Source organism: Devosia sp. (assembly GCF_014860165.1).
In the GTDB taxonomy this organism is placed as follows: domain Bacteria; phylum Pseudomonadota; class Alphaproteobacteria; order Rhizobiales; family Devosiaceae; genus Devosia.
This window is the reverse complement of record NZ_JACZKG010000081.1, coordinates 30700-54928: the sequence shown is the minus strand read 5'-3', so window position 1 is coordinate 54928 and position 24229 is coordinate 30700. Positions and strand designations below refer to the sequence as shown.

Sequence of the window (24229 nt, the reverse complement as noted above, 5' to 3'; positions counted from 1 at the left end):
GGTGCGGTCGCAGCATTGAACAACGTCACCCATCCGGCCGTGCTCGCGTTGATTGGCAATGTGGTGCGCGCCGGCGAGGCGTTGAACATACCGGTCAGCCTGTGCGGAGACGCAGGGGGCGACCCTGCCGCACTACCGGCCATCCTGGCTGCTGGCCTCAGGAGCATTTCGGTGGCGCCGGCGCAATTGCCGCTGGTCAAGCTCGCCATAGCGAGCATGTCGATCGGGGGGCAAGCATGACCAAGCCGGTCCCCACCAAGCCGTCCGCGTCACCTGACCAGGCCATTGTTGCCTACAAGGAAATCCTGCGCGACGTCCTGAACCAGCGCCCTTCCGGCACGCGCCAGCGCCTTGCCGACGCACTTGGCAAGAACCGCAGCTTCATCACCCAGATGACCAGTCCCAGCTATCCCACGCCGATTCCGCACCGGCACCTGGCGACGGTGCTTTCGATCTGCCATTTCACGCCCGAAGGGCGCGAGGCATTCATGGCGGCCTATCGCTTGGCGCACCCCAAGCGCTTTGTCGTCGGGGATCCGTCGCACAAGACGCGCCATCTCAACCTGCTTGTTCCCAACCTGGGAGATGACAAGCTCAACGCCGCCTTTGACAAGGCGGTGATCGAATTCATCGGCAAGATGGCAGGGTTCATTCAGGAACCGGGAGGGGACGATTAGGAAACTGATGAACACGGTCGACACGATCCTGACGGAGAGTCTCGACGGTCTGGCGGCGGCACATGCAGATATCCTCACTCTGGGGGGAGGCCACAAATTCGTCCGGCGCAGGTTGCTGCGGCCGGGCAAGGTGGCGCTGGTTTCCGGTGGGGGATCGGGTCACGAACCGATGCATACCGGTTTCGTGGGTGTTGGCATGCTGGATGCGGCGTGCCCTGGACAGGTCTTTACCTCGCCAACCCCTGACCAGATCGCCGAAGCCATTGAGGCGGTCGATGGTGGCGCCGGCACGCTGCTCATCGTCAAGAACTACGAAGGTGATGTGATGAATTTCGAGATGGCCGCCGAGCTGTCCTCGGCCAGGATAGAACGTGTCCTCACCAATGACGACGTGGCTGTGGAGAATCGGATCAGCACGACCGGGCGGCGGGGCGTTGCCGGCACACTTGTCGTCGAAAAGATCGTCGGCGCTGCGGCAGAGGCCGGGCTTGACCTGTCCGCCCTCAAAGAACTGGGCGATCGTGTCAATTCGTCGACCCGCTCAATGGGTGTCGCGCTCAGTTCCTGCACCGTCCCGGCCTCAGGCAAGCCGACCTTCGATATCGGGGACGGCGAAATGGAGGTCGGCGTTGGCATCCATGGCGAGGCCGGCCGCCGCCGCGACAGGCTGCGGTCGGCGGACGCAATTGCTGAGGAAGTCTGCGACTTGATCGCGGCGGATTTCGGCGACCTCCGTGGTCGCCGGGCACTGTTGCTGGTCAACGGCTTCGGTGCCACGCCCCTGATGGAGCTCTACCTGATGTATCACAGCGCCCGCAGGCTGTTCGAGCAGCGTGGCGTGGTCATTGCCCGCTCTCTGGTCGGCTCGCTCGTCACCTCCCTCGATATGGCCGGCTGCTCGATCACGCTCTCCCTGCTGGACGACAATGCGCTCCGCTACTGGGATGCACCCGTCCACACTGCGAGCTTGCGCTGGGGAATGTGATCGCGGCTCGATGTGTCAGGGCGGGAATGCCCTGGCCGCTCCGGGTCGAAGAGTAAATTGAGACGGTGAGACGCCTGCAACGCAGTGCTTCGCCAATCTGGAGCCGGATTCCATGAAGAAACTTATCAATGATCCACGTCATGCGGCGCGCGAGATGCTGGAAGGCGTCGTGGACCTTTATCCTGCAATGGCAATGCTGGGCGATGAGAATGTCGTCGTCGCCCTGGATGCAGCCGATGGCGTAAAGGTCGGCCTGATTTCAGGTGGTGGCAGCGGTCATGAACCGGCACATGCGGGCTATATCGGCACCGGCATGCTGTCAGCAGCCGTGGTTGGTGACGTCTTCACCTCGCCCAGCGTAGATGCAGTCCTGGCGGCCATCCGGCATGTCGGCAGGCAACGCGGCGTCCTCCTGATCGTCAAGAATTACACGGGGGACAGGTTGAACTTTGGCCTGGCTGCCGAAATGGCGCGGGCGGAGGGCATCGCCGTCGAAATGGTCCTGGTCGGTGACGACGTGGCCTTGAGGGGTTTGGTTCCACGCGAACGACGCCGCGGCATCGCCGGCACTGTGCTGGTGCACAAGCTGGCCGGGGCTGCTGCGGATGCAGGGGCCAGCCTGGCTGAGGTCGCCGAGATTGCCCGGCAGGCCGCCGCCCAGGTGCGCAGCATGGGCGTCGGCCTTGGCCTGTGCACGCTGCCGGGCGCGAGTGCTCCAAGCGAAACCCTTGCCGACGATGAGATCGAGCTTGGCCTGGGTATCCACGGTGAGAAGGGCGTTTCCCGGGGCAAGGTGCAGTCCGCCGATGCCCTGGTCGATACCGTGCTGGGCGCCATCCTTGAGGATCTGGCCCCCGTCAAGGGAACCCCGGTGGCTTTGCTGGTCAATGGTCTTGGCGGCACCCCGCCCATGGAGCTATCGATTGTCCTGCGGTGTGCCGTAGCAAAGCTACGAGAACGGGGCTTGCCGGTCGTCAGAGCCTGGGCGGGAAACTTCATGACCGCGCTGGACATGCCCGGCTTCTCGCTTTCGGTCTTGCCGGTGGACGAGCGGCGTCTGGCCCTGCTGGACCGACCCACGGACGCGCCTGCCTTTCCCAAGGCCAGTCCACTATCGAGCCGGCGAGCGGTTGTTCCGGGCAACAAGCCAGCTGACGACCATACCCGCGACAGCGTGACCGGCCCGCTTTCGGCTGTGATGCGGCAGGTAATCGACAGTGTCGCCAAGCAGTTGATTGCCGCAGAACCGACCTTGACCGACCTGGATACGCGGGCCGGCGACGGCGATCTTGGGGCAAGCATGGTTCGCGGCGCGGAAGCCATCCGTGCCTTGCCGGATACGCACTTTTCAACGCCCCATGACCTGCTGTTGGCGATGAGCGGCGCCATTCGTCGCGCGATTGGCGGCAGTTCGGGGCCCTTCTACGCAACTGGGCTGGTACGGGCAGCGGCCACCTTGCGTGGCCTCGATACTCCCGCCGAGGCGGATTGGCAGCACGCCCTGAGCGCCGGCGTTGCGGCTATTTCGGAGCTTGGTGGGGCAAAGAAAGGCGATCGCACCATGCTGGACGCTCTCATTCCCGCGCTGGAGGCATGGCACGCGGCTGAAGGGGCTGGGTTCGCAGCGGCAGTCAGCGCGGCCAAGACCGGGGCCGAAGCAACGGCCGCTATGCAGCCGGGGCTCGGTCGCGCCAGCTACCTTGGCGAGCGTGCCTTCGGCATCCCCGATGGCGGCGCTGTGGCAGTGTCCATCTGGCTGGGGGCAATTGCCGAAGGGCTAGTACGCTAGCCGTGGAACCTTCGCGCGCGGGAGAGAACTCCCGCACCAAACGTGCCTCAGAGTCAGCGAGGCATTCGCCGGTCGATCCTAGAAACAAATGTCTGCAAACGGGCCCTTGTACAATCCGAGCCAATGGCCGAAATGGGGCGCGAAGCGGAACGGCAGCTTCTAAGCGTCCAAAGGGCGATAGCAGGCATTCAACCCGGCGAGGCAGAGGTCTGAGAATGCTCAGATGGTCGGTTCTGGGACGGTCGAGGCCTTAACAAACAATCGGAATGCGCTGAGATCGCCATGTGTGCGCCTATCGGTTAGCGTTCGCGCTATCTACGTGTTGTGGTTTTGCTGCCTCGCCCATTCGACCATATCGACAAAAAGGCGTTGCAGAACCGAGCGCAGCGGTGCGGCTCGTCCGGATGAGTAGGGAACAGGCTCAATGTCCGGATGTTCATCCATATAGCCGCGACAGGCAGTTTCCATCTGAATCGCGTGGATGCCATTGGCCGGATCGGCATAGTGGCGGGTGATCCAGCCGCCCTTGAAGCGTCCGTTCGATACGCGGGAGAGGCCCGAGGCGTCGCAATGGCGCTCGACCACGGCCTGCAGTTCGGGCGCACAACTTACCCCATCATTGGTGCCGACGTTGAAGACAGGCAGTTCGCCCTCGAACAGGCGCGGCACAACCGAGCGGATCGAGTGGCAATCATAGACGACGATGCAAGGATGATTTGCGCGCAGTCGGGCGATCTCGGCGGCGAGCGCGGCGTGGTAGGGATCGAAATAGTCGCGCCGGCGCACGTCGATGTCGGCCTCGTCCGGCTCGGCGCCCGGGCGGTAGAGCGGGGTGCCGTCAAAGCTGGTGGTCGGGCAGAGGCCGGTGGTGGCCTGTCCGGGATAGAGCGATCGACCCGAGGGATCGCGGTTGACGTCGATGACACTGCGCGAAATCGCCGTGTGCACGACCGTTGCGCCCATGGAGGCTGCGAAGTCGTAGAGACGGTCGATCCACCAATCCGTGTCGTTGCGCGCCAGCGGCAGCGAGACCAGCCGTTCGGCGATGGGGGCAGGAATTTCGGTGCCGGTATGGGGCAGGCTGACGAGCAGCGGCGCGTTGCCCCTGACGACGCTGAGCCAGCTCATGCGGAAATCTCCGGCAGGGCCGCGCCACCGATGGCATCGACCAGAGAGCCGCTGGTGACAAACCTTGTGGCGGTCGCCATGTCCGGTGCCATGTGGCGGTCGTCGGTAATATGCGGAACGATGTCGCGCAACAACGCACGAGCGCCTTCCAGGGGGGCGCTCGACGCGAGCGGCGCGTGGAAATCGCAGCCCTGCGCTGCCGCCAGCAATTCGATGCCGATCACATTGGCCACATTCGCCGCCATCGGGCCAAGCCGGCGCGCACCATGGGCCGCCATCGACACATGGTCTTCCTGATTGGCCGAGGTAGGGATGGAGTCAACGCTGGCGGGATAGGCCCGCTGCTTGTTCTCGGACACCAGTGCGGCGGCTGTCACCTGCGGGATCATGAAACCGGAATTGAGGCCCGGCTTCGGCGTCAGGAAAGCGGGCAGACCAGACAGCGCCGGGTCGACCAGCATGGCGATGCGGCGCTCCGCAATGGAGCCGATCTCGCAAAGGGCCAAGGCGATCATGTCGGCGGCGAAGGCGACCGGCTCGGCGTGGAAATTGCCGCCCGAGATCACCTCGTTTTCCGCCGTGAAGACCAGCGGATTGTCCGAAACGGCATTGGCCTCGATGCCCAGCGTCGTCGCCGCCTGGCGCAGCAGATCGAGACAGGCGCCCATCACCTGCGGCTGGCAACGCAGGCAATAGGGATCCTGCACGCGCGTGTCGCCGAGGCGATGGGAGGCACGAATGGCGCTGCCGTCCATCAGGCGGCGCAGGGCATCGGCGACCTCGGTTTGCCCGCGGTGGCGGCGCACGGCATGGATGCGCGGATCGAAGGGGCCATCGGAGCCGCGCGCCGCGTCGGTCGACAGCGCGCCGGTGACCAATGCGGCCCGGAATACTCGCTCGCCTTCGAAGAGGCCGGCCAGTGCCAGCGCCGTCGAGACCTGCGTGCCGTTGAGCAGCGCCAGGCCCTCCTTGGGTCCCAGTTCGAGCGGGGCCAGACCGGCATCCGCCAGTGCCTTGGCTGCCGGAACCTCGGTCCCGTCGACTATGAATGAACCGACGCCGAGAATAGCCGCGCTCATATGCGCCAGCGGCGCCAGATCGCCGGAGGCGCCCACCGAACCCTGGCCGGGAATGACAGGAATCAGTCCCCGCTCGAGGCAGGTCGTCAGTTGGGTGATGGTCTGCCAGCGCACGCCGGAGAAGCCCTGCGCCAGGCTCGCGATCTTGAGCGCCATGATCAACCGGACCACGGGCACCGGCAGTGGCTCGCCGACACCTGCCGCATGCGACAGCACGATGTTGCGCTGCAACACGGCGAGATCGTCGACCTCGATCCGCACGCTCGCCAGCTTGCCGAAGCCGGTATTGATGCCATAGACCGGTTCGCCCTTGGCAATGATTGCCGCGACGGTCTCGGCTGCCGCCTGCACCGGAGCTTCCGCCCCCGGCGCCAGGTTGCAGCCGGCACCGAAATAAATGTCTCGCCAGACGGCGAGGGGCACCTGGCCGGGCACCAATTGGTGATGGATGGTCATCGGTTCCTCCAGATGCGGCCATGCAGCGGATTGAAGCCGAGCCGGTAGACCAGCTCGGCCGGGCGTTCGATGTCCCAGATCGCCAGGTCGCAATATTTGCCGGCCTCGATCGTGCCGGTCTCATTGAGTTTGCCCAATGCGCGCGCTGCCTCGCGGGTCGTGCCCGCAATGATCTCGTCCACGCGCAGGCGGAACAGCGTTGCCGCCATGTTCATGGCCAAGAGCAGCGAGGTCATCGGAGAGGTGCCCGGATTGGCATCGGTCGCCACGGCCATCGGCACGCCATGCTGACGGAACAGCTCGACAGGCGGCAATTGCGTCTCGCGCAAAGTGTAATAGGCACCCGGCAGCAGCACCGCGACGCTGCCCGCCGCTGCCATCGCGGCTACTCCGTCTTCATCGGTAAATTCGAGGTGATCGACCGAGAGGGCACCAAAGCTGGCGGCAAGTCGGGCGCCGTGCAGGTTGGAGAGCTGGTCGGCATGGAGCTTGACCGGCAGGCCCAGGCTCTTGGCCTTGGCAAAGACCCGCGCCGTCTCCTCGCCCGAAAAAGCAATGCCCTCCATGAAGGCGTCGACGGCGTCGGCGAGTCCTTCGGCGGCCATGGCCGGCAGGATGGTTTCGACGACCAGATCGAGATAGCCGGCGCGGTCATGCTTGAATTCGGGCGGCACGGCGTGGGCCGAAAGGCAGGTGGTGGCGATGGAGACGTCGCGGCGGTCACCTAGCATACGTGCTGCCTGCAGCATGGCCAGTTCGCTGGCGAGATCGAGCCCGTAGCCGGATTTAAACTCGACCGTGGTGACGCCCTCGGCGAGCAGCCGATCCAGCCGGGGCAGGGCACTGGCCACCAACTGCTCGACACTTGCCGCGCGCGTGGCCTTTACCGACGAAATGATGCCGCCACCGGCGCGCGCGATATCTTCGTAGGAGGCGCCGTCCAGCCGCATTTCGAATTCGAGCGCCCGGTCGCCGCCATGCACCAGATGGGTGTGGCAATCGATGAGGCCGGGCGTCACCCAGCGGCCGTCGAGATCGATGCGCTCCGCGCTTTGGGCCGCGCCCGGCAGATCGTCCATCGCTCCCACCCAGGCGATGCGCTCGCCTTCAGCCAGGATCGCGCCATGCTCGATGATGCCGAGCCCCGGCTGGCCTTCGGCGAGGGTGGCGATGCGGGCATTGGTCCAGAGCCGCGACATGGGCCGATCCTCCTCGTGGTTAGACAATCGGCAGGGTCCGCAACAGCGGCCGGATCGCGGCGACATCGTCCGCCAGCGGCCGGTCGTCGGTATAGGTGGGGACCATGGCGCGAATGGCGTGCCAAACTGCGTCGGTCGCCGGCGCGTGCGCCAGCCCGTCGCTGCGCAGGTCGGCGGCTTGGGCGGCGGCCAGCAATTCGATGGCAATGATGGCTTCGACATTGTCGAGGATGGCCAGCAACTTGAGCGCTGCCGGAGTGGGGTGGCAGATGAGGTCTTCCTGGAGACCCGAGGTCACGCCACCGTCGAGGCTGGCCGTTGCCGCTAGTCGCCGGTTTTCGCCGACCAGCGACAGGGCAGTATATTGCAGGATCATGAAGCCCGAGGCAGCGCCGCTGTCGGCGGCCAGGAACGGCGGCAGGCCGCTGACCAGCGGATTGACCAGCCGGTCGGTGCGGCGTTCCGACATCGACCCAACCAGCGCCATGGCTGGCGCAAGACCATCCATCGCCAGCCCGATACCAGCGCCCACGGCATGGGCTTCCGAGAACACTTCGGGGTCCGTGACGGTGCCGCTGACCACCGGGTTGTCGGTGACCGAGGCCAGTTCGTTGCCGACGATACCGGCCACATAGGCGAGCGTGTCGCGGGCGCCGCCATGCACCTGTGGCACGGCCCGCAGGCTGAGGGCATCCTGGGTTCTGGCCCCGAGGCTCCGCTCGAGGATTTGGCTGCCCGCCAACAGGCCGCGCAGGCGCAGGCCGGTTGCCGCGAGTCCCGGCGAGGCATGCAGCGCCAGGCTCTTGGCATCGAAGGCCGTGAGCTGCCCGTTGAGAACTTCAAAGGTCATCGCGGCAGCCACGTCGGCCCAGGCCAGCAGAGTATGCGCCTTGGCGACGGCGATGGCGGCCAACCCGGTGACACAGGGCGTGCCATTGATCAGGCTAAGACCTTCCTTGGCCTCAGGCACAACCACCGGCCTGCCGATACGCTTTAGCGCCTCTGCCCCGCTGATGCGCTCGGCTCCGGCCAGCACGTGGCCGCCGGTGATCAGGATCTGGGCGATATGGGCCATATGCGAGAGGTAGCCGATCGAGCCCCGCGACGGAATCTCGGGTGCAAATCCGGCATTGAGCAGGTCGATCATGGTATCGACCACTTCAAGCCGCACCCCGGAATAGCCATGAGCGTGGTTGTTGATCGCCGCGGCCAGGATGGCGCGGGCCTCGAGCGCAGGCAGCGGCGCGCCAACCCCCACGGCATGGCTCATGATCAGATTGCGCGACAACTGCCGCTGCAGGGGCACATCGACGACCGTATCGCTCAGCGCCCCCACACCGGTATTGACGCCATAGGCGCGGATACCCTTGGCAACGATGGATTCCACCACGTTGCGGGCGTGGACGATACGTCCCCGCGTTGCTTCGGACAGGGTCAGTCGCGCGCCTGCCGCGACCGCGGCCAGATCGCGCCAGGAGAGTGGGTCATCGCGAACGATCTCGGTCATGGTCAATCGTGGGCCAAGGCATGGTTGGCGTGACGTTGCACGAAACGCGCCACATAGTCATTGGCGGGATTGCGCAGAATGGCGCCGGGCGTATCCACCTGTACCAACCGCCCATCGCGCAGGATGGCGATTTCCGAGCCGATGCGCAGCGCCTCATCGAGATCATGGGTGATGAAGACGATGGTTTTGGCCAGGGTACGCTGCAGTTCGATCAACTGGTCCTGCATTTCAGCGCGGATCAGCGGGTCAAGCGCGCTGAACGCCTCGTCCATCAGGATGACGTCGGTATCGGCGGCCAGCGCCCGGGCGAGGCCGACGCGCTGCTTCATGCCGCCCGACAGCTCGAACGGGAACTTGTTCTCATAACCCTTGAGGCCGACCGTCTCGATCCATTTCATGGCGATGTCGCGCACCTGGGCGTGTGGTTCACCGCGCACAGTGAGGCCATAGCCGGCATTCTGCAGCACCGTATAGTGCGGCATCAGCCCAAAGCTCTGGAACACCATGGAGACGCGCCGCATGCGGAAGGCGCGCAGGTCGCGGGGGTTGAGCGTGAGGATATTCTGGCCGTCGAACAGGATTTCCCCGCTCGATGGCTCGATCAGCCGGTTGAGGTGGCGCACCAGCGTCGATTTGCCGGAGCCCGACAGGCCCATGATGACGAAGATGCGGCCCGACGCGACCTTGAGGCTCACATCGGCCAGCCCCATATTGCTGCCGGTCTTGGCCAGGATCGTGGCCTTGTCGAGGCCCTGCTTGGCCAGTTCGATGGTCTGCGCCGTGTTCTGGCCGAATATCTTGTAGACGTTGCGGATTTCGATCTCAGCCATTGCGAGCCTCCTCTAGGCGTGAGCGCCCGAACCCTTGCATGATGCGGTCCAGCACGATGGCCAGGATTACGATGCCGATACCGGCCTCGAGGCCCCTGCCCACGTCGAGGGTCTGGATGCCGTTGAGCACCTGCTCGCCCAGGCCGCGGGCGCCGATCATCGACGCCACCACCACCATGGAGAGCGCCATCATCACGGTCTGGTTGAGCCCGGCCATGATGGTGGGCGTGGCCAGCGGCAGTTCCACCCCGAACAGCAGGCGCGCCGGCGCGGTGCCAAAGGCGGTCGCCGCCTCCACAACCTCGGCATCGACCTGGCGAATACCCAGATCGGTGAGGCGGATCAGCGGCGGCACGGCATAGACCACGGTGGCGAGAATGGCCGGCACCTTGCCGAGGCCAAACAGCATGAGCACGGGAATGAGATAGACGAAGCTCGGCATGGTCTGCATCACGTCGAGCACCGGCAGCGTAATGGTGCGGGCAATGCGGTTCTTGGCGCAGAGAATGCCGATGGGCAGCCCGATCAGCACCGACACCAGTGTCGCCACCAGCATCAGCGCGAGGGTCTGCATGGTCAGGTCCCAAAGGCCGAGCACGCCCACCGCCACCATCATCACGCCTACGATGGCGCAGAATACGATCTTGCGCGTGCTGGCCCAGGCCAGCGCCACGAAGACGATTATGACGGTCCACCAGGGCAGGCCGCGCAGCACGCTCTCCACCAGCAGTACGACCTGCAGGATGGCGTTGGAAATGGCCTTGAAGGTGGCGCCATGGTTGATGACCACGGCTTCAACCCAATCGTTGATCGGCGACCGGATGGAAAGCTGCAACGATTCTGGAAACATGGCCCACCCGTCCTTGGCTGGCTGAGTTATGGGTGCCGCGCTACCGGACTGTGGCCCGGTAGCGCTGGCGCAATCAGAGGCCGGCGAGGATCTTGGCGCGGGCTTCGTCCGACACCCAGGGACCCCAGATGTCCTGCTTGGTCTTGAGGAATTCGAGCGCGGCGGCTTCGCCGTCCACTTCATTGTCGGTCATGTAGGCGAGGCTCCCATTGACTTCGGCCAGCGGGAAATTGGCCTTTTCCAGCACTTCGATGAGTTCGGGCGCTTCGGCGGCAAAGGTGGCGTTGACACCATAGGATACATCGACCGAGGGGAAGGCGCAGCCCTGCTCGCGGGTGCCGTCGGCGCTGGTCAGCTGTGCCCAGCACTCGTCCGAATAGGCCGGCTCGTCAAGCTGGACCAGATCGAACTTGCCCATCGCGGCGGTCGGGGACCAGTAGTAGAACAGCAGCGGCTCCCCCTGCAGATAGGCAGAGGCAATGGCGGCGTCGAGCGCCGCGCCGGTGCCTGGACGGAAGTTCACATAGGAATCGGTGAGCTTGTAGGCTTCCAGTTTGGCGGTCGAGACACCTTCGCAGGTCCAGCCCGAGGGGCAATTGAGGAAGCGGCCCTTGCTGGGCTCTTCGGGGTCCTTGAACAGTTCCACCAGGGCCGGATCGGCGAGCTGGTCGACGCTTTTCAGATCGGGTGCCATCGGCGCAATGCCGCGCTCGGCGTCGCCAGAGATCACATAAGCCGGCACGAACCAGCCCTCGGCAGCGCCCTCGAAGGTCTTGCCGATGGCCAGCACCTTGCCGGCAGCAGTAGCCTCGTTCCAGACGTCGGAACGGCCCAGCCATTCCTCGGCGAAGATCTGCACTTCGTTGTTGGCGGTGGCCTGTTCCAGGGTCACCGAATTGCCCGGGATGGCATCGACGGCGCAGTCATAGCCCTTGGCGAAGATGGTCTTCATCACTTCAGTGATGAAATCACCGCTCTGCCAGTCGATGCCGGCAAACATGACGGTCTTGCCGTCGCTGCAATATGAGGCCTGGGCCGGCGCCGCAGCGAGCAGGAAGGTAGCCGTCCCGAGAACGAGGGAGGTAGCGAGCAGTCTCATGTGTATTCCCCTTGGTTGAGGGACTGACGTCCCGGTCAGGTATGCGTTTGGGCGTTCAGAGGAGGCGCGCGAGGACTCCACGGAATTTGTCGTCGATCGATGCGTCGAGCCGGTGATGCCGGTCGGTAATCTGCCAGCGTCCCGCCACCATGACGTCGCGCACGGCGCGATCGCCGAGGGCAAAGAGCCAGCGGTCGAGAATGGTGTCGCCCGTGGCAGTGGCGATGAATGGGTCGGTGCCGTCGAGCACCACGAGATCGGCCGAGGCGCCGACCTGCAGGCCGCTTGTCACCTGACCCAATGCCTGGGCCCCACCGGCCAATGCCACCTCGAACAGGTCGCGGCCATTCGAGCGCCCCGGCCCGTTCACCAGTCGCACCCGGCGCTCGTCGCGCAGCCGCTGGCCGTATTCGAGCAGGCGCAGTTCCTCGCTCGGGCTCGTCGAGACATGGCTATCCGAGCCGATGCCGAACCGTCCGGCCAGGCTGCGATAGGCCGTGGCCGGGAAAATCCCGTCCCCGAGGCTGGCCTCGGTGGCTGGGCACAGGCCAACCACCGCGCCGCTTGCCGCCATGCGCCGCACTTCCTCGTCATTGGCATGGGTGGCGTGGATCAGGCACCAGCGCGCATCGACCGGCATTTCTTCCATGAGCCAAGCCAGCGGGCGTCGACCGGACCAGGCCAGGGATGCATCAACCTCGGCCTGCTGTTCGGCGACGTGGATATGGATCGGTCCCTCGCCAGGCGCGATGGCCAGGATGGCGCGCATCTCGTCTGGCGTCGCTGCCCGCAAGGAGTGAAAGGCGTAGCCCAAGGTCGCGCCCGAGGCGGCGACCTGCGGACGCAGCGCCTCCATCAGGGACAGAAATTCCTCCACGCCATGGATGAAACGGCGCTGGCCATCGGTCGGCGCCGCGCCACCAAAGTTGGCGTGGGCATAGAAGACGGGCAGCAGCGTCATGCCAATGCCGCTGGCCGTCGCGGCGGCCAGAATGCGGCCACTCATCTCGGTTCGGTCGGCATAGGGAGCGCCGGACGGGTCGTGATGCAGGTAGTGGAACTCGCCGACGCGGCCATAACCGCATTTGAGCATGTCGATATAGAGCCTGGTGGCGATCACCTCGACATCGTCGGGGGAAAGCGCGCCGACCATGCGATACATGGTGTCGCGCCACGTCCAGAAACTGTCATCGCCATGGCCTGCCACTTCGGCGAGGCCTGCCATGGCGCGCTGGAAGGCATGCGAATGCAGATTGGCGAGTGGCGGAAGCACCGGCCCGGCCGTCACGGTGTCGCCCGGCTGCCTGGTGGCACCCGCCTCGATGGCGGCAATGGCTCCATCCGGGGTCGCCGATATTGCGACATCGGCTGCCCACCCGCTGCTGAGCAGGGCCTGCGAAGCGAAGATGCGGAGAGCGGCGCGCTCGGCCATGCCATCTGCCTGTCATTGGTTGTATAGGGAACCATAGATAATTAATGCTGGTGTGCAAGCGAAAAATGTCAAAAACTGTGCGAATGCAGATTCTGCGGAAAGTAGCGGCATGAACAAGTCAGTCGAAGGGGGCGCGGTGAAAGCGAGGCAGGGCGCGTTCGGCGCCGACGCGCTGCAGGGCACGGATTCCGGTCCGCTCTATGTTGCCGTCAAGCGGCTTATCCATGAGCGCATCGACAGCGGCGTCTGGCCGCCGAACTTCCGTGTGCCTTCGGAAAACGAGTTGGTCAGTGAGCTCGGCGTCAGCCGGATGACTGCTAACCGGGCCCTGCGCGAACTCGCCAATGAGGGGATCATCAAGCGCGTGCAGGGCGTCGGTTCGTTCGTAGCGGAGCGCAAGGGCGGCACGGCGCTGTTCGAGGTCCGTAACATCGCCGACGAGATCCGCAAGCGCGGCCATGCCCATACCGCTGAGATCATTCGCATGCAGCGCGACGCCGCCGCGCCTGAGATTTCCGACGCTCTGGGCATCGGCATCGGCGAGGTGGTCTTCCACTCGATCATCGTGCATTTCGAGAACGGCGTGCCCGCCCAGGTCGAAGATCGTTACGTCAATCCCGGCGTGGCGCCCGACTATGCCGATCAGGATTTCACCCAGACGACGCCCTATGCCTATCTCACCGCCGTCGCCCCGCTGTCGCAGGCCGAGCACGTGGTCGAGGCGGTTCTGCCGCAGGCGTGGGAGGCGAAGCTCCTGGCCATTTCGCCCGCGGATCCGTGTCTGCTGATCCGCCGTCGCACCTGGTCGGCTGCCCGCTGCGTCACCGCCGTCCGGCTGCTCTATCCCGGCGCGCGCTACCGCATGGAGGGTTTCTTCAACACTCAGTCGCGCGGCTAGCGCGTCGCACGACGCCCTCATTTTGCCGGTTGCCAATGTCGTAGAGTTTGATAACTTACATATACAACTCTATACATGTGGAGCCGTCATGCTGAGCAACAGCCGATATCGGGACGTCGAAATCCGTGCAGCGCGCGGCACGGTCCTCTCTGCCAAGTCCTGGCTGACCGAGGCGCCGCTGCGCATGTTGATGAACAATCTCGATCCCGACGTGGCCGAGAATCCTAAGGAACTGGTGGTCTATGGCGGCATCGGCCGCGCCGCCCGCGACTGGGACGCCTATGACCGCATCGTCTCGACGCTACGGCGCCTTGAGGATGACGAAACGCTGCTCGTGCAATCAGGCAAGCCGGTCGGCGTCTTCAAGACCCATGCCGACGCGCCGCGCGTCTTGATCGCCAATTCCAACCTGGTGCCGCATTGGGCGACCTGGGAGCATTTCAACGAGCTCGATCGGCTCGGCCTCATGATGTATGGCCAGATGACCGCCGGCTCCTGGATCTATATCGGCTCGCAGGGCATCGTGCAGGGCACCTACGAAACCTTCGTCGAGGCCGGCCGCAAGCACTATGGCGGAGACCTGGGCGGCCGTTGGGTTCTCACTGCCGGTCTCGGCGGCATGGGCGGGGCCCAGCCTTTGGCCGCAACCATGGCCAGGGCGGCGTGCCTCGCCATCGAATGCCAGCAGCAGTCGATCGATTTCCGCCTGCGCACCCGCTATGTCGACGTGCAGGCCAAGGACCTCGACGAAGCCCTCGCCATGATCGCCGATGCCGTTGCCAGCCGGAAGGCCATCTCGATCGCGTTGCTCGGCAATGCCGCCGAGATCCTGCCCGAAATGGTGCGCCGTGACGTCCGGCCGGACATGGTCACCGACCAGACCTCGGCGCATGACCCGCTCAATGGCTATCTTCCGATCGGCTGGAGCTGGCCCGAATATCGCGAACGCGCCGCCAGCGACCCGGCTGGCACGACAGCCGCCGCCAAGCAGTCCATGGCCGTGCATGTCCGCGCCATGCTCGCCTTCCACGAGGCCGGGGTTCCGACCTTCGATTACGGCAACAATATCCGCCAGATGGCCAAGGAAGAGGGCGTTGCCAATGCCTTCGATTTCCCCGGCTTCGTGCCCGCCTATATCCGCCCGCTGTTCTGCCGCGGCATCGGCCCCTTCCGCTGGGCGGCTTTGTCGGGCAATCCCGATGACATCGCCAAGACCGATGCCAAGGTCAAGGAACTGATCCCCGACGATCCGCACCTGCATACCTGGCTCGACATGGCGCGCGAGCGCATCGCCTTCCAGGGCCTGCCGGCCCGCATCTGCTGGGTTGGCCTCGGCGATCGCCATCGGCTGGGTCTGGCCTTCAACGAAATGGTCGCCAATGGCGAGCTCGAAGCGCCTGTCGTCATCGGCCGCGACCATCTCGATTCCGGCTCGGTGACCTCGCCCAATCGCGAAACTGAGGCGATGAAGGATGGCTCCGACGCGATCTCGGACTGGTCGCTGCTCAATGCGCTGCTCAACACCGCCAGCGGCGCCACCTGGGTGTCGCTGCATCATGGCGGCGGCGTCGGCATGGGCTTTTCCCAGCATGCCGGCATGGTGATCTGTGCCGATGGCACGCCGGAAGCGGCCAAGCGCATCGCCCGCGTGCTGTGGAACGATCCGGCCACCGGCGTCATGCGTCACGCTGATGCGGGCTACGAGATCGCTCAGGACTGGGCCCGCCAGAAAGGCCTCGACCTGCCGTCGCTGGCGCCCTGATGCGCGTCGCGCTGGTCGGCCCTGACGATTTCCGCGCCATGCCCTGGCGCAATGGGCTGGGCACCACCATCGAAATGGCGCGAGAGGACGAGTCCACCGGCGCCATGCTCTGGCGCGTCTCGGCGGCCGATGTCGTCGAGGCGGGCGCGTTTTCACCGTTTCCCGGCATCGACCGCATCCTGACCCTGATCGAAGGGCCGGGCTTCGATCTCGATTTTTCCGGCCATGGCCGCGTCGCACCAGTCGAGCTTTTGCAGCCGGTGCGGTTTTCCGGCGATTGGACCACGCGCGCCGAAGCCGTTCGCGGCCCGTCTCGCGATCTCAACGTGATGACGGCGCGCGGCAAGGCGTCTGCGCAGGTGCACGTTCACCGGGATGCGGCATCGAGCGTCCCTCTCGGTGATCGCAGTTTGTTTTTCTGTCTTGCCGGGCACCCCATCCTCACCGTCGCCGATGCCGAATATCCGCTTGGGTTAGGCCGACTTGCGGTGATCTGCGGCGGCGCCGAACGTGTGGGCGCACTATCGGCGGGGGCCACCGTTGTCCAAATCGACATCACCTTCTCGGCAGCCCCGGCAGGCCACACCAGAAACGGTCCACTTTTGTTCCTTTAGTCTGGATCGATGTCAGGCTTGGCTTAAGCGAGCGGATGAGATGGCCGCTCCAGTACAAATGTGCGCCCCTGTGTTTTTCGGATGTCCGCTTTCAGGACGCGGCCAGGGTCTACTCAACGACCACAATGGGGCGCGAAGCCGCCGCTCCTTGCGGTGAGGGACCGCTGTGGCAACTGCAGGAAGACCTAGATGTTCAGGCGGCGTGCGCTCTCGGCATCGAAGAAGTGGCTGCGGGGTGCGAGGAATTGCAGGCCGATCTGCTGGCCGGGCGTGATCGCGACGCGATCATTGCGAACCAGTGTCACGTCCTGCCCGCCGGCCCGCGCCATCACATGAGTTTCGGCGCCTGTAGGCTCGACAATGCCGACGGTCGCGGCGAGGCCACCATCGGGGACGATCTCGATGTCCTCGGGGCGGATACCGAAGATGATGTTATTGCCGGCCAGCGACGCCGGAAACGCGCGGACCTCTACCATCGAACCGTCATCGAGGCGCAGTCCGGGCCGTTCACCGGCGACCAAAGTACCCCTGATGAAGTTCATGGCCGGCGAGCCGAGAAAGCCAGCGACGAAGACATTTGCCGGGCGATCATAGAGGTCGAGCGGGGCGCCGGATTGTTCGACATGGCCGCCTTGCATCACCACGATACGGTCGGCCATGGTCATGGCCTCGGTCTGGTCGTGGGTGACGTAGACAGTTGTAATCCTGAGCTGCTGGTGCAGCGCCTTGATCTCGGCGCGCATCTGCACACGCAGCTTGGCGTCGAGATTGCTGAGCGGTTCGTCGAACAGAAAGACCTGCGGGTTGCGCACGATGGCGCGGCCCATGGCGACGCGCTGCCGCTGCCCGCCCGACAATTCCCGGGGGCGGCGATCGAGATAGGACTCAAGCGCCAGGATCTGCGCCGCCCGGCGCACCTGCCGGTCGATTTCGTCGGCCGCGACGCCGCGCAGCTTGAGCGAGAAGCCCATATTCTGGGCCACGCTCATATGGGGATAGAGCGCATAGCTCTGGAACACCATGGCGATGTCGCGATCCTTGGGCGCCAGATCGTTGACCACGCGCCCATCGATCCGCAGCGTGCCATCGGTGATGGTTTCAAGGCCCGCCACCATGCGCAACAAGGTGGACTTGCCGCAGCCCGAGGGCCCGACCAGCACGACGAATTCGCCGTCGGCGATCTCGATATCGACGCCGTGCACGACCGGCACATTGCCGTAGGATTTGTGAACGCCTTCCAGCGTGATCGCAGCCATTTGAGGCCTCCAAGAGTATCAGGCGACGCCGCCGCCTTCGTGGTCCACGGCGCGGCGTTGGCCGGTGGAGAACATGATCAGGGCGAAGACCGGCTCGGAGCCGACGGCCCGGGCCCAATGCCGGACATTCTGGGGAATACGGATGATGTCCCCCGCGCCCAGCATCACGACATCCTCGCCCAGCCGGTGCTCGCAACTGCCCGAGACCACGTAGAGGAATTCCTCGCAGTTGGGGTGCGAGTGCAGCGGATTGCGTTGGCCGGGATGGATCAGGCAGGTGCCGAAGGTCATTTCGGCGCCGACCATGCTGTCGCCGGTGATCTTCCAGTTGAGTTCGCCCCAACTGGTGGGCACGCGCTCGCCGTCTTCGGCCCGGGACACGAAACTATCGGGACTCATTGCTCAAATGCTCCTTGGCTCAGATCGCCCTTGTCACGCCTTCGGGGGTCTGACTGTAAAAGTCGAACAGCTTCATGATTTCGAGGGCGGCTTCGAGCGTACCCTTGGTCAGCGGCTTGCCTTCGATTACCGCCTCGCAGAAATGCAGCACCTCTGGCGCATAGCCGAGCGCAAACATGTTGTTGTTGTAGAGCTGGCCCAGCGAGAATTCCGGTTCGTAGAGCAGGGCGGCGCTTTCCTCGGGCTGGATCCAGCTCGAAGCCCTTCCATAGCTGGGCAGGTCCGCCTGGCGATAATGGGTGAGCTTGACGCCGTTTTCGACAATGGCGTGGCACCATTCGCCGATCGCTTCGACGCGCTCAAACGGGCCGGCCCAGCTTTGTGCCGCCGAGAAATGCAGCGAGCCGATGGCGCCGGACCTGAAGCGCAGGGCCGCGACCGTGCCGCCGGTATTGCCGGCCCATTCGAAGGTCGCCCTCTCAATGGGGCCGGCCAGGAAATGAATGATCGAGCCGGGGTGATAGATGTGGTCGAGAAAGCTCTGCATGGCGATCAGGTCGCGCCGCTCGCTTGGCTTGGGCAGGCTCTGCGGATAGCGCACCGTCAGCGCCGAAAGGGCACCGAAGCCGGGGGATTCGATGATGTCCTTGAGCTTTTCAATGGCCGGGAAGAAGGTCTTCTTGAGCCCGGTCATGATCTTCATGCCGGTTTGCGCACTCAGCGCCTGCAGGGCCTCGACCTCGGCGCGGCTGGCAGCGGTGGGCTTTTCCATCCACACATGCGCGCCAGCGAGGACACAGTCGCGCGCCAGCTCGGTCGCGCGGACGTGGCCGTCCTCGGTGTAGTTGGTGACGATGAAGACGACATCAGGCTTCTCGGTCGCCAGCATCTGGGCGTGATCGGTATAGGTCCGCTCGCCGCCAAACACCCGCGCGAAGCCCTGTGCCCGCGCCGCGTCGAGATCGCAGATGGCGGCGAGGTCGACCGGGGCATAGCGGAAGGTGGGGTAGACATTGCGATAGGCATGGCCGCCCGCGCCGATGAAGCAGGCCTTGAGGCGCCGCTCATATTCGAAATTGTAGCGGATCTCCCGCGGAACGTGGTGCGGCATATGTCAGCCTTTCAATGCGCCTTGCGTGAGGCCCTCGGTGAAGCGCCTCTGGGTGATGAGATAGAGCAGGATGATCGGCAGGAACGTGATCACCGTCCCCGAGAACACCAGCCGGAACTGCGAAGCGTAGGTGGAGGCAAAGCGCACCAGGCCAAGCGGCAGGGTCTGCACATCCGGGCTGATCAGCACGATCAGTGGCAGGAAGAAGTCGTTCCAGGTCGAGAGCGCCGAGATGATCACCAGTGCCTGCAGGGCAGGGGTGGAAAGCGGCAGCATCACCTTGAGCAGGATCTGGAAGTGGTTGGCGCCATCCATCTTGGCCGCCTCGACCAGTTCATCAGGCACGCCGATGAAGAAGCTGCGCATCAGGAAGATGCCGAAGGGGATGCCATTGCTCACCTGCGCCAGGGTGATGCCGACCAGCGAGTTGATCAGCCCCAGGTTGAACAGCACCTGATAGAGTGGAATGACGATCGCCTGGACCGGAATGGTGAGGCCGAAGATGATGGCGTAGAACATCCACTCGCGGCCGGGAAACCGGATCTTGGCGAGGGCATAGCCGGCCGGCGCGCAGGTTATGAGCGTCAGCGCCACGACGCCGGCCAGGTTCATCAGGCTGTTGGTGATGAGTTCGCCAAAGCCGCCGATCTGCCATGCATCGGCATAGTTCTGCCACATCAGCTGCGCCGGGAGTGCGAAGGGATTGGCCTGGCCGATCTCGGCCTCGGTCTTGAGGCTCGACATCAGCAGCCAGAAGAACGGTCCCAGGATGATGAGGAATACGGGCAGCAGGGCCAGCGCCACCGGCCATTCGCGTTTGCGGACACTCATCGGGAAAGCCTCGCGCGCCAGCGGTTGAAGACGATGGTTATGGTGATGGCCAGGGCCGAGAGCAGGATGCAGAGCACGGCGGCGAGGCCATGATCCTGCGCCGAAAAGGCGAGGCGGTAGATGTAGGTGGTGATGAGCTCGCTTTGGTAGAATGGCCCGCCATCTGTCATCACGAAGACGGTGGCGAAACCTTTGAGCCCGTTGATCAGCGCCAGCGAGACCACGAAGGTCATCACTTCGCTGAGGCCGGGCAGGGTGACATAGATCAGCTTCTGGAAGGCGGTGGCGCCATCAATATCGGCCGCTTCATAGAGCGAGTGATCAATGTTCTGCAGGCCGGCGATGAACAGCAACATGTAGAGGCCGAAGCCCTGCCAGGAACTGGCGACATTGACCGAGAACAGCACCAGCAGCGGATCGGACAGCCAGCCCTGTGTCCAGCGGCCAAGCCCCACATGCTCGAGGGCAGTATTCAGGAGGCCATAGAACGGGTCATAGATATTGGCCCAGATCACGCCGACCACGGCCAGCGAGACCAGGTGGGGCAGGAAGAATGCGGTGCGGAAGAAGACATGGGTCTTTTTGAGCCGGCCGATGGCGAGCGCCAGGCCAAGGCCCATGCCGACAGCCAGCGCCAGATGATAGAGCAGCCAGAGGAAGGTGTGGCCCAGGCTCTGCCAGACGATCGGGTCGAACCCGGCGCGGGCATAGTTGTCGAGGCCGACAAAGCTGGCACTGGTATTGAGGCCGCGCGAGTCCGTGAAGCTCAGCCAGAGCGTCAGGGCAATGGGCGCGAGCGTGAACACGGCGTATATCGCTAAAGCCGGCAGCATCAGCGGCAGGGCCGATCGCAGGCCGTCCTGCCCGGCCGCGCCGCCCGGCGTGCCGCGGCGGCTGACACGGGCGGAGGGACCGTCCGTGTCCTTGGCGATGGTTGGAAGGGAAGTCATTGGTGAGTGGGTCCCAACGGGTTCACGCGTTCGGGGAGGGCGCTTACTGCGCCTCTGCCATCTTGGCCTGGATCTGCGCCATGCCTTCCTCACCGGTGATCTGGGCGCTGATCAGCCCCTGGATAACCTGGAAGTAGGTGTCGACGACGCCTGCCGGAAGATAGACGCTGGGATTGTAGCCAACGCCACCCGAAGCCGTGCTGAAGATTTCGGCCAGGATCTGGGTGGGCGGATTGTAGTCCTTGATGGCGCGCGGATAGAGCATGGTGCTGGCCGGATTTTCGGCACGGCGCTTCATCACGTCCTGGGAGAGGATGAAGTCGATCCACTTCATGGCCAGCTCGGGCTGCTTGGAATTGGCGGGGATCATCCAGCTCCAGCCAACGCCACCGGTGGGCATGGCCGCGCCGATATCGCTGGGCATGGCGGCAAAGCCGGCATTGGTCAGGTCATAGCCGGCATTGCGCGCATTGGCGGTGAACCAGGGCCCGGCCACGAACATGGCGGCGCGCTTGTTGAACCAGAGGCGGGCCGCGCCATCGAGGTCGAGCGCCGCCATTTCCTTGTCGATATAGCCTGCATCGACCAGTTCGCGCAGCCGCACCGCGCCCAGCGCGATAGATGGGTCGGTCCAGTCCAGCTTCCCGTCGAGCGCCTCGCCCACCACGGGGGTGCCGCTCGAAGCCTGCAGGATATTGCCGAACAGGTGCCCGGCGCTGCCGGCCGTGCGCGGCCCGATGGCGATCGGGTTGATACCCTTTTCCTTCATCTGGCCCATCAGGGTCAGGAAATCGGCATAGGTGCCGGGGATCTGCCACTGGTTCTCGGCAAACATGTCCTTGTGGTACCAGATGCCCAGGGCGTCGAGCCCGTCCGGCACCTCGTAGATTTCCCCGCCGCGCTGCGATTTCAGCTCCTCATAGAGCCAGGGATAGATCTGCTGGTCCCAGCCGCGCTCGGCATAGGCAGCGGTCAGCGGCGCCACGAGGGCCGCATTGACGACCGTGGAGACGCGGGCGACACCCGAATTGGTCAGCATCACGTCGGGGCCGGCATTGGACTGAATTGCGGCCTGCACTGCGCCGTCCGAGATGTTGCCGGTCGGGGGCATGAACTCGACGGTGACGCCGGGATTGGCCGCCTCGAAATCGGCCTTGATGCCGTTCCAGAGTTCGGCCACCAGCGGCTCGGTGATCTGTTCGGGTCCCCACATCACCAGGGTCTGCGCCTGGGCGGCGGTGACGGCGCCGGCAGCGGCGAGTGCTGCAAGGGCAGTCGCCATCAAAGTTCGTCTCTGCATTTTCTTCCTCCTGTTTGGGCGTGCCGTTTTGCCGGCACTGCGCCTTGCTGCAGTCTGATTGGCCGCTTGCGACGAGCCTATTTCGCTTCTTCGTTGCGGAAGCGTTCGAGAACGGCGCCTTGCACATCGGCAATATGGGCCGCCATCAGGGCGCTGGCGCGGGCGATGTCGCGGGCGCGGAAAGCGGCCAGGATGTCGTCACGCTCCTGGGCGGCGCGCTGGGCGAAATCCTTGCTTTCATTGGCAATGGTGCGGCCGATCTGGATTTGCAGTGCCAGCCGGTTGAGCGTTTCGATCAGCGCCGCATTGCCGGAGAGTTCGGCAATGGTCTCGTGGAACACGCGGTCGCGGGCACCATAGGTGGCCAGGTCGCCGGACTGGAGCGCGGTTACGGCGTCATCGAGAATGCGTTCGAAGGCCGCGATATGGCGGTCGCTCATATTAGGCACGGCAAGCTGGACGGCGAAGCATTCCAGCGTCTTGCGCAGCTCATAGAGATCCTCGACCTCCTTGCGTGAAAAGCTGCGCACATAGAAGCCGCGATAGGGCTTGATCTCGATCAGGCCTTCCTTGGCCAGCGTGCCCAGTGCCTCGCGGAACGGCGTCCGGCTCACCTGCAGCTTTTCGGTCAGCGCCTTTTCGTCCAGCGGGGTGCCGCTGGGCAGTTCGCCCGACACGATCATCCGTACGATTTCCTCGTAGATGCGTTCGCGCAGCGTCAGGTGGCGGGGTGCGTTCATGATCGTTCCGGTCTCTCGTTGGGCTATTGCATACAATATTTTGAAGAGTATACAAGATGGAAAATGACAGTAAGAATTTTGCATGCTTATGAAAAGGCGCCGGCACGGGCGCCTCAGGATGGGAGAACGAGGATGGCCAGGGTTTACGTGGTCGGGACGATGGATACGAAAGGGCCTGAACTGCGCTTTGCCGCCGAGGCGGTGCGCCAGGCGGGCGCCAGCGCCGTCCTGCTCGATGTGGGCACGCAAGGCGTGGGTGATGGCGCCGACATTTCGGCGCTGGAGATTGCCGCCCACCATCCCGAGGGCGCCGCAGCGGTGCTGGGATTGACCGATCGCGGCCAGGCAGTCTCGGCCATGGGCCGCGCTCTCACCGCCTATCTTGCGACCCGTACCGATATCGGCGCCGTGCTGGGCCTTGGGGGCACCGGCAATACCGCGCTGGTCACCGAGGCGATGCGGTCGCTGCCCATCGGCGTGCCCAAGCTGATGGTCTCCACCGTCGCCTCGGGCAATACCGCGCCCTATGTCGGGCCCAACGACCTGGCCATGATGTATTCGGTGGTCGACGTTGCGGGCCTCAACGCCATCTCGCGAAAGGTTATCGGCAATGCCGCCCATGCGGCCGCCGGCATGGCGCTCCATCCGGTCGCCGCAGCCGCCAGCGACAAACCGGGCCTGGGGATGACCATGTTTGGGGTTACCACGGCCTGCGTCACATCAGTGCGGCAGATCATGGAAGCAAGCCACGAGGTCTATATCTTCCACGCCACCGGTGTCGGCGGCCAATCGATGGAAAAGCTTGCCGATAGCGGCCTGGTCACCGGCCTGATCGATGTCACCACCACCGAGGTCCCCGATCTTCTGGTCGGCGGTGTCTTTCCCGCCACCGAGGACCGCTTCGGCGCCACCATCCGGACGCGCCTGCCTTATGTGGGTACGGTCGGCGCCGTGGACATGGTCAATTTCGGCGCGCGTGAAACGGTGCCCGCCCAGTTTGCCAACCGCAAGCTGCACGTCCACAATGCCCAAGTGACCCTGATGCGCACCACGCCGGAGGAAAATCGCGCCATAGGCACCTTCATCGTGTCACGCATCAACCGCATGGAGGGGCAGGTCCGCTTCCTCCTGCCATTGGGCGGCGTTTCTGCTATCGACGCTCCCGGTCAGCCGTTCCATGATCTGGCCGCTGATACCGCGCTCTTCGACGCCATCCGCTCCGGCTGGGTCCAGGCACCCAATCGGCGCCTTGTCGAACTCGATCTCCACATCAACGACCCGCTCTTCGCGGCGGCCCTCGCAGACAATTTCCGCCAGATCGCCAATGGATAAGCCTC

23 protein-coding genes are annotated in these 24229 nt (G+C 64.5%); 8 read left to right on the top strand and 15 right to left on the bottom strand.

Annotation, left to right across the window (positions count from 1 at the left end; genetic code table 11):
- The 4 genes from IH615_RS20975 to IH615_RS20960 form a co-directional block, all read left to right on the top strand.
- A partial coding sequence (locus IH615_RS20975) for a putative PEP-binding protein (protein ID WP_366485397.1) occupies window positions 1–240 on the top strand: 240 nt, incomplete at its 5' end.
- On the top strand, window positions 237–677 hold the full coding sequence (locus tag IH615_RS20970) for a hypothetical protein (protein WP_291365074.1): 441 nt from the start codon (window positions 237–239) through the stop codon (window positions 675–677). The genes IH615_RS20975 and IH615_RS20970, both read left to right, overlap by 4 nt.
- On the top strand, window positions 673–1662 hold the full coding sequence (dhaK, locus tag IH615_RS20965; RefSeq protein ID WP_291365078.1) for a dihydroxyacetone kinase subunit DhaK: 990 nt from the start codon (window positions 673–675) through the stop codon (window positions 1660–1662). Before IH615_RS20970 ends, dhaK begins: the two co-directional genes overlap by 5 nt.
- A gap of 112 nt (window positions 1663–1774) precedes the next feature.
- Window positions 1775–3451, top strand: coding sequence for a dihydroxyacetone kinase family protein (locus IH615_RS20960; protein WP_291365073.1), 1677 nt, complete (start codon window positions 1775–1777; stop codon window positions 3449–3451).
- Between the two features lie 315 nt (window positions 3452–3766).
- Here IH615_RS20960 and hutG read toward each other — a convergent pair whose 3' ends face one another.
- The 8 genes from hutG to hutF all read right to left on the bottom strand — a co-directional run bounded on the left by hutG (window position 3767) and on the right by hutF (window position 13031).
- Window positions 3767–4579 carry an N-formylglutamate deformylase gene (hutG, locus tag IH615_RS20955; RefSeq protein ID WP_291365072.1) on the bottom strand — a complete coding sequence of 271 codons (813 nt, stop codon included), beginning with the start codon at window positions 4577–4579 and terminating at the stop codon, window positions 3767–3769.
- Window positions 4576–6114 carry a histidine ammonia-lyase gene (hutH, locus tag IH615_RS20950; protein WP_291365070.1) on the bottom strand — a complete coding sequence of 513 codons (1539 nt, stop codon included), beginning with the start codon at window positions 6112–6114 and terminating at the stop codon, window positions 4576–4578. The genes hutG and hutH (IH615_RS20950) overlap by 4 nt, the downstream gene beginning before the upstream one ends.
- Window positions 6111–7313 carry an imidazolonepropionase gene (hutI, locus tag IH615_RS20945; protein WP_291365069.1) on the bottom strand — a complete coding sequence of 401 codons (1203 nt, stop codon included), beginning with the start codon at window positions 7311–7313 and terminating at the stop codon, window positions 6111–6113. The genes hutH (IH615_RS20950) and hutI overlap by 4 nt, the downstream gene beginning before the upstream one ends.
- 19 nt (window positions 7314–7332) lie before the next feature.
- Window positions 7333–8820 (bottom strand): histidine ammonia-lyase, encoded by a 1488-nt coding sequence (gene hutH / locus IH615_RS20940; protein WP_291365068.1) that lies wholly within the window; start codon window positions 8818–8820, stop codon window positions 7333–7335.
- Window positions 8821–8822: 2 nt separating this feature from the next.
- Window positions 8823–9650: a betaine/proline/choline family ABC transporter ATP-binding protein gene (locus IH615_RS20935; protein WP_291365066.1), complete on the bottom strand. Its 828-nt coding sequence runs from the start codon at window positions 9648–9650 to the stop codon at window positions 8823–8825.
- Window positions 9643–10500: a proline/glycine betaine ABC transporter permease gene (locus tag IH615_RS20930; protein WP_291365064.1), complete on the bottom strand. Its 858-nt coding sequence runs from the start codon at window positions 10498–10500 to the stop codon at window positions 9643–9645. The genes IH615_RS20935 and IH615_RS20930 overlap by 8 nt, the downstream gene beginning before the upstream one ends.
- A 73-nt stretch (window positions 10501–10573) precedes the next feature.
- Entirely contained in the window at window positions 10574–11599 is a 1026-nt protein-coding gene (locus tag IH615_RS20925) for an ABC transporter substrate-binding protein (protein ID WP_291365063.1), read from the bottom strand.
- A 55-nt stretch (window positions 11600–11654) separates the two neighbouring features.
- Window positions 11655–13031, bottom strand: coding sequence for a formimidoylglutamate deiminase (gene hutF, locus IH615_RS20920; RefSeq protein WP_291365061.1), 1377 nt, complete (start codon window positions 13029–13031; stop codon window positions 11655–11657).
- Window positions 13032–13140: 109 nt separating this feature from the next.
- On the opposite strand from hutF, the gene hutC reads away from it, so the two are divergent.
- The 3 genes from hutC to IH615_RS20905 all read left to right on the top strand — a co-directional run bounded on the left by hutC (window position 13141) and on the right by IH615_RS20905 (window position 16305).
- Window positions 13141–13929, top strand: a complete 789-nt coding sequence (gene hutC / locus IH615_RS20915; protein WP_291365059.1) for a histidine utilization repressor — start codon at window positions 13141–13143, stop codon at window positions 13927–13929.
- Window positions 13930–14020: 91 nt separating this feature from the next.
- Complete coding sequence (gene hutU / locus IH615_RS20910) at window positions 14021–15691, top strand: urocanate hydratase (RefSeq protein WP_366485399.1); 1671 nt, start codon at window positions 14021–14023, stop codon at window positions 15689–15691.
- Window positions 15691–16305 (top strand): HutD family protein, encoded by a 615-nt coding sequence (locus tag IH615_RS20905; RefSeq protein WP_291365055.1) that lies wholly within the window; start codon window positions 15691–15693, stop codon window positions 16303–16305. Before hutU ends, IH615_RS20905 begins: the two co-directional genes overlap by 1 nt.
- A gap of 185 nt (window positions 16306–16490) precedes the next feature.
- Here IH615_RS20905 and ugpC read toward each other — a convergent pair whose 3' ends face one another.
- From ugpC to IH615_RS20870, 7 genes are all read right to left on the bottom strand, one after another.
- Window positions 16491–17561, bottom strand: coding sequence for a sn-glycerol-3-phosphate ABC transporter ATP-binding protein UgpC (gene ugpC, locus IH615_RS20900; RefSeq protein ID WP_291365053.1), 1071 nt, complete (start codon window positions 17559–17561; stop codon window positions 16491–16493).
- Between the two features lie 18 nt (window positions 17562–17579).
- Window positions 17580–17960, bottom strand: a complete 381-nt coding sequence (locus tag IH615_RS20895) for a cupin domain-containing protein (RefSeq protein WP_291365051.1) — start codon at window positions 17958–17960, stop codon at window positions 17580–17582.
- Window positions 17961–17979: 19 nt separating this feature from the next.
- Window positions 17980–19071, bottom strand: a complete 1092-nt coding sequence (locus tag IH615_RS20890; RefSeq protein ID WP_291365049.1) for a Gfo/Idh/MocA family oxidoreductase — start codon at window positions 19069–19071, stop codon at window positions 17980–17982.
- 3 nt (window positions 19072–19074) lie between these two features.
- On the bottom strand, window positions 19075–19902 hold the full coding sequence (locus IH615_RS20885; protein ID WP_291365047.1) for a carbohydrate ABC transporter permease: 828 nt from the start codon (window positions 19900–19902) through the stop codon (window positions 19075–19077).
- Complete coding sequence (locus tag IH615_RS20880; RefSeq protein ID WP_291365045.1) at window positions 19899–20852, bottom strand: sugar ABC transporter permease; 954 nt, start codon at window positions 20850–20852, stop codon at window positions 19899–19901. Before IH615_RS20880 ends, IH615_RS20885 begins: the two co-directional genes overlap by 4 nt.
- 43 nt (window positions 20853–20895) lie before the next feature.
- Window positions 20896–22152, bottom strand: a complete 1257-nt coding sequence (locus tag IH615_RS20875) for an extracellular solute-binding protein (protein ID WP_291365043.1) — start codon at window positions 22150–22152, stop codon at window positions 20896–20898.
- A 77-nt stretch (window positions 22153–22229) separates the two neighbouring features.
- Window positions 22230–22892 (bottom strand): GntR family transcriptional regulator, encoded by a 663-nt coding sequence (locus IH615_RS20870; protein WP_291365041.1) that lies wholly within the window; start codon window positions 22890–22892, stop codon window positions 22230–22232.
- 132 nt (window positions 22893–23024) lie between these two features.
- On the opposite strand from IH615_RS20870, the gene IH615_RS20865 reads away from it, so the two are divergent.
- On the top strand, window positions 23025–24224 hold the full coding sequence (locus IH615_RS20865) for a Tm-1-like ATP-binding domain-containing protein (protein ID WP_291365039.1): 1200 nt from the start codon (window positions 23025–23027) through the stop codon (window positions 24222–24224).
- Window positions 24225–24229: the final 5 nt, after the last annotated feature.

Coding starts and splice junctions, on each gene's coding strand:
- IH615_RS20970 (WP_291365074.1), top strand. CDS start 237: ATGACCAAGCCGGTCCCCACCAAGCCGTCCGCGTCACCTGACCAGGCC.
- IH615_RS20960 (WP_291365073.1), top strand. CDS start 1,775: ATGAAGAAACTTATCAATGATCCACGTCATGCGGCGCGCGAGATGCTG.
- hutG (WP_291365072.1), bottom strand. CDS start 4,579: ATGAGCTGGCTCAGCGTCGTCAGGGGCAACGCGCCGCTGCTCGTCAGC.
- hutH (WP_291365070.1), bottom strand. CDS start 6,114: ATGACCATCCATCACCAATTGGTGCCCGGCCAGGTGCCCCTCGCCGTC.
- hutI (WP_291365069.1), bottom strand. CDS start 7,313: ATGTCGCGGCTCTGGACCAATGCCCGCATCGCCACCCTCGCCGAAGGC.
- hutH (WP_291365068.1), bottom strand. CDS start 8,820: ATGACCGAGATCGTTCGCGATGACCCACTCTCCTGGCGCGATCTGGCC.
- IH615_RS20935 (WP_291365066.1), bottom strand. CDS start 9,650: ATGGCTGAGATCGAAATCCGCAACGTCTACAAGATATTCGGCCAGAAC.
- IH615_RS20930 (WP_291365064.1), bottom strand. CDS start 10,500: ATGTTTCCAGAATCGTTGCAGCTTTCCATCCGGTCGCCGATCAACGAT.
- IH615_RS20925 (WP_291365063.1), bottom strand. CDS start 11,599: ATGAGACTGCTCGCTACCTCCCTCGTTCTCGGGACGGCTACCTTCCTG.
- hutF (WP_291365061.1), bottom strand. CDS start 13,031: ATGGCCGAGCGCGCCGCTCTCCGCATCTTCGCTTCGCAGGCCCTGCTC.
- hutC (WP_291365059.1), top strand. CDS start 13,141: ATGAACAAGTCAGTCGAAGGGGGCGCGGTGAAAGCGAGGCAGGGCGCG.
- IH615_RS20905 (WP_291365055.1), top strand. CDS start 15,691: ATGCGCGTCGCGCTGGTCGGCCCTGACGATTTCCGCGCCATGCCCTGG.
- ugpC (WP_291365053.1), bottom strand. CDS start 17,561: ATGGCTGCGATCACGCTGGAAGGCGTTCACAAATCCTACGGCAATGTG.
- IH615_RS20895 (WP_291365051.1), bottom strand. CDS start 17,960: ATGAGTCCCGATAGTTTCGTGTCCCGGGCCGAAGACGGCGAGCGCGTG.
- IH615_RS20890 (WP_291365049.1), bottom strand. CDS start 19,071: ATGCCGCACCACGTTCCGCGGGAGATCCGCTACAATTTCGAATATGAG.
- IH615_RS20885 (WP_291365047.1), bottom strand. CDS start 19,902: ATGAGTGTCCGCAAACGCGAATGGCCGGTGGCGCTGGCCCTGCTGCCC.
- IH615_RS20880 (WP_291365045.1), bottom strand. CDS start 20,852: ATGACTTCCCTTCCAACCATCGCCAAGGACACGGACGGTCCCTCCGCC.
- IH615_RS20875 (WP_291365043.1), bottom strand. CDS start 22,152: ATGCAGAGACGAACTTTGATGGCGACTGCCCTTGCAGCACTCGCCGCT.
- IH615_RS20870 (WP_291365041.1), bottom strand. CDS start 22,892: ATGAACGCACCCCGCCACCTGACGCTGCGCGAACGCATCTACGAGGAA.
- IH615_RS20865 (WP_291365039.1), top strand. CDS start 23,025: ATGGCCAGGGTTTACGTGGTCGGGACGATGGATACGAAAGGGCCTGAA.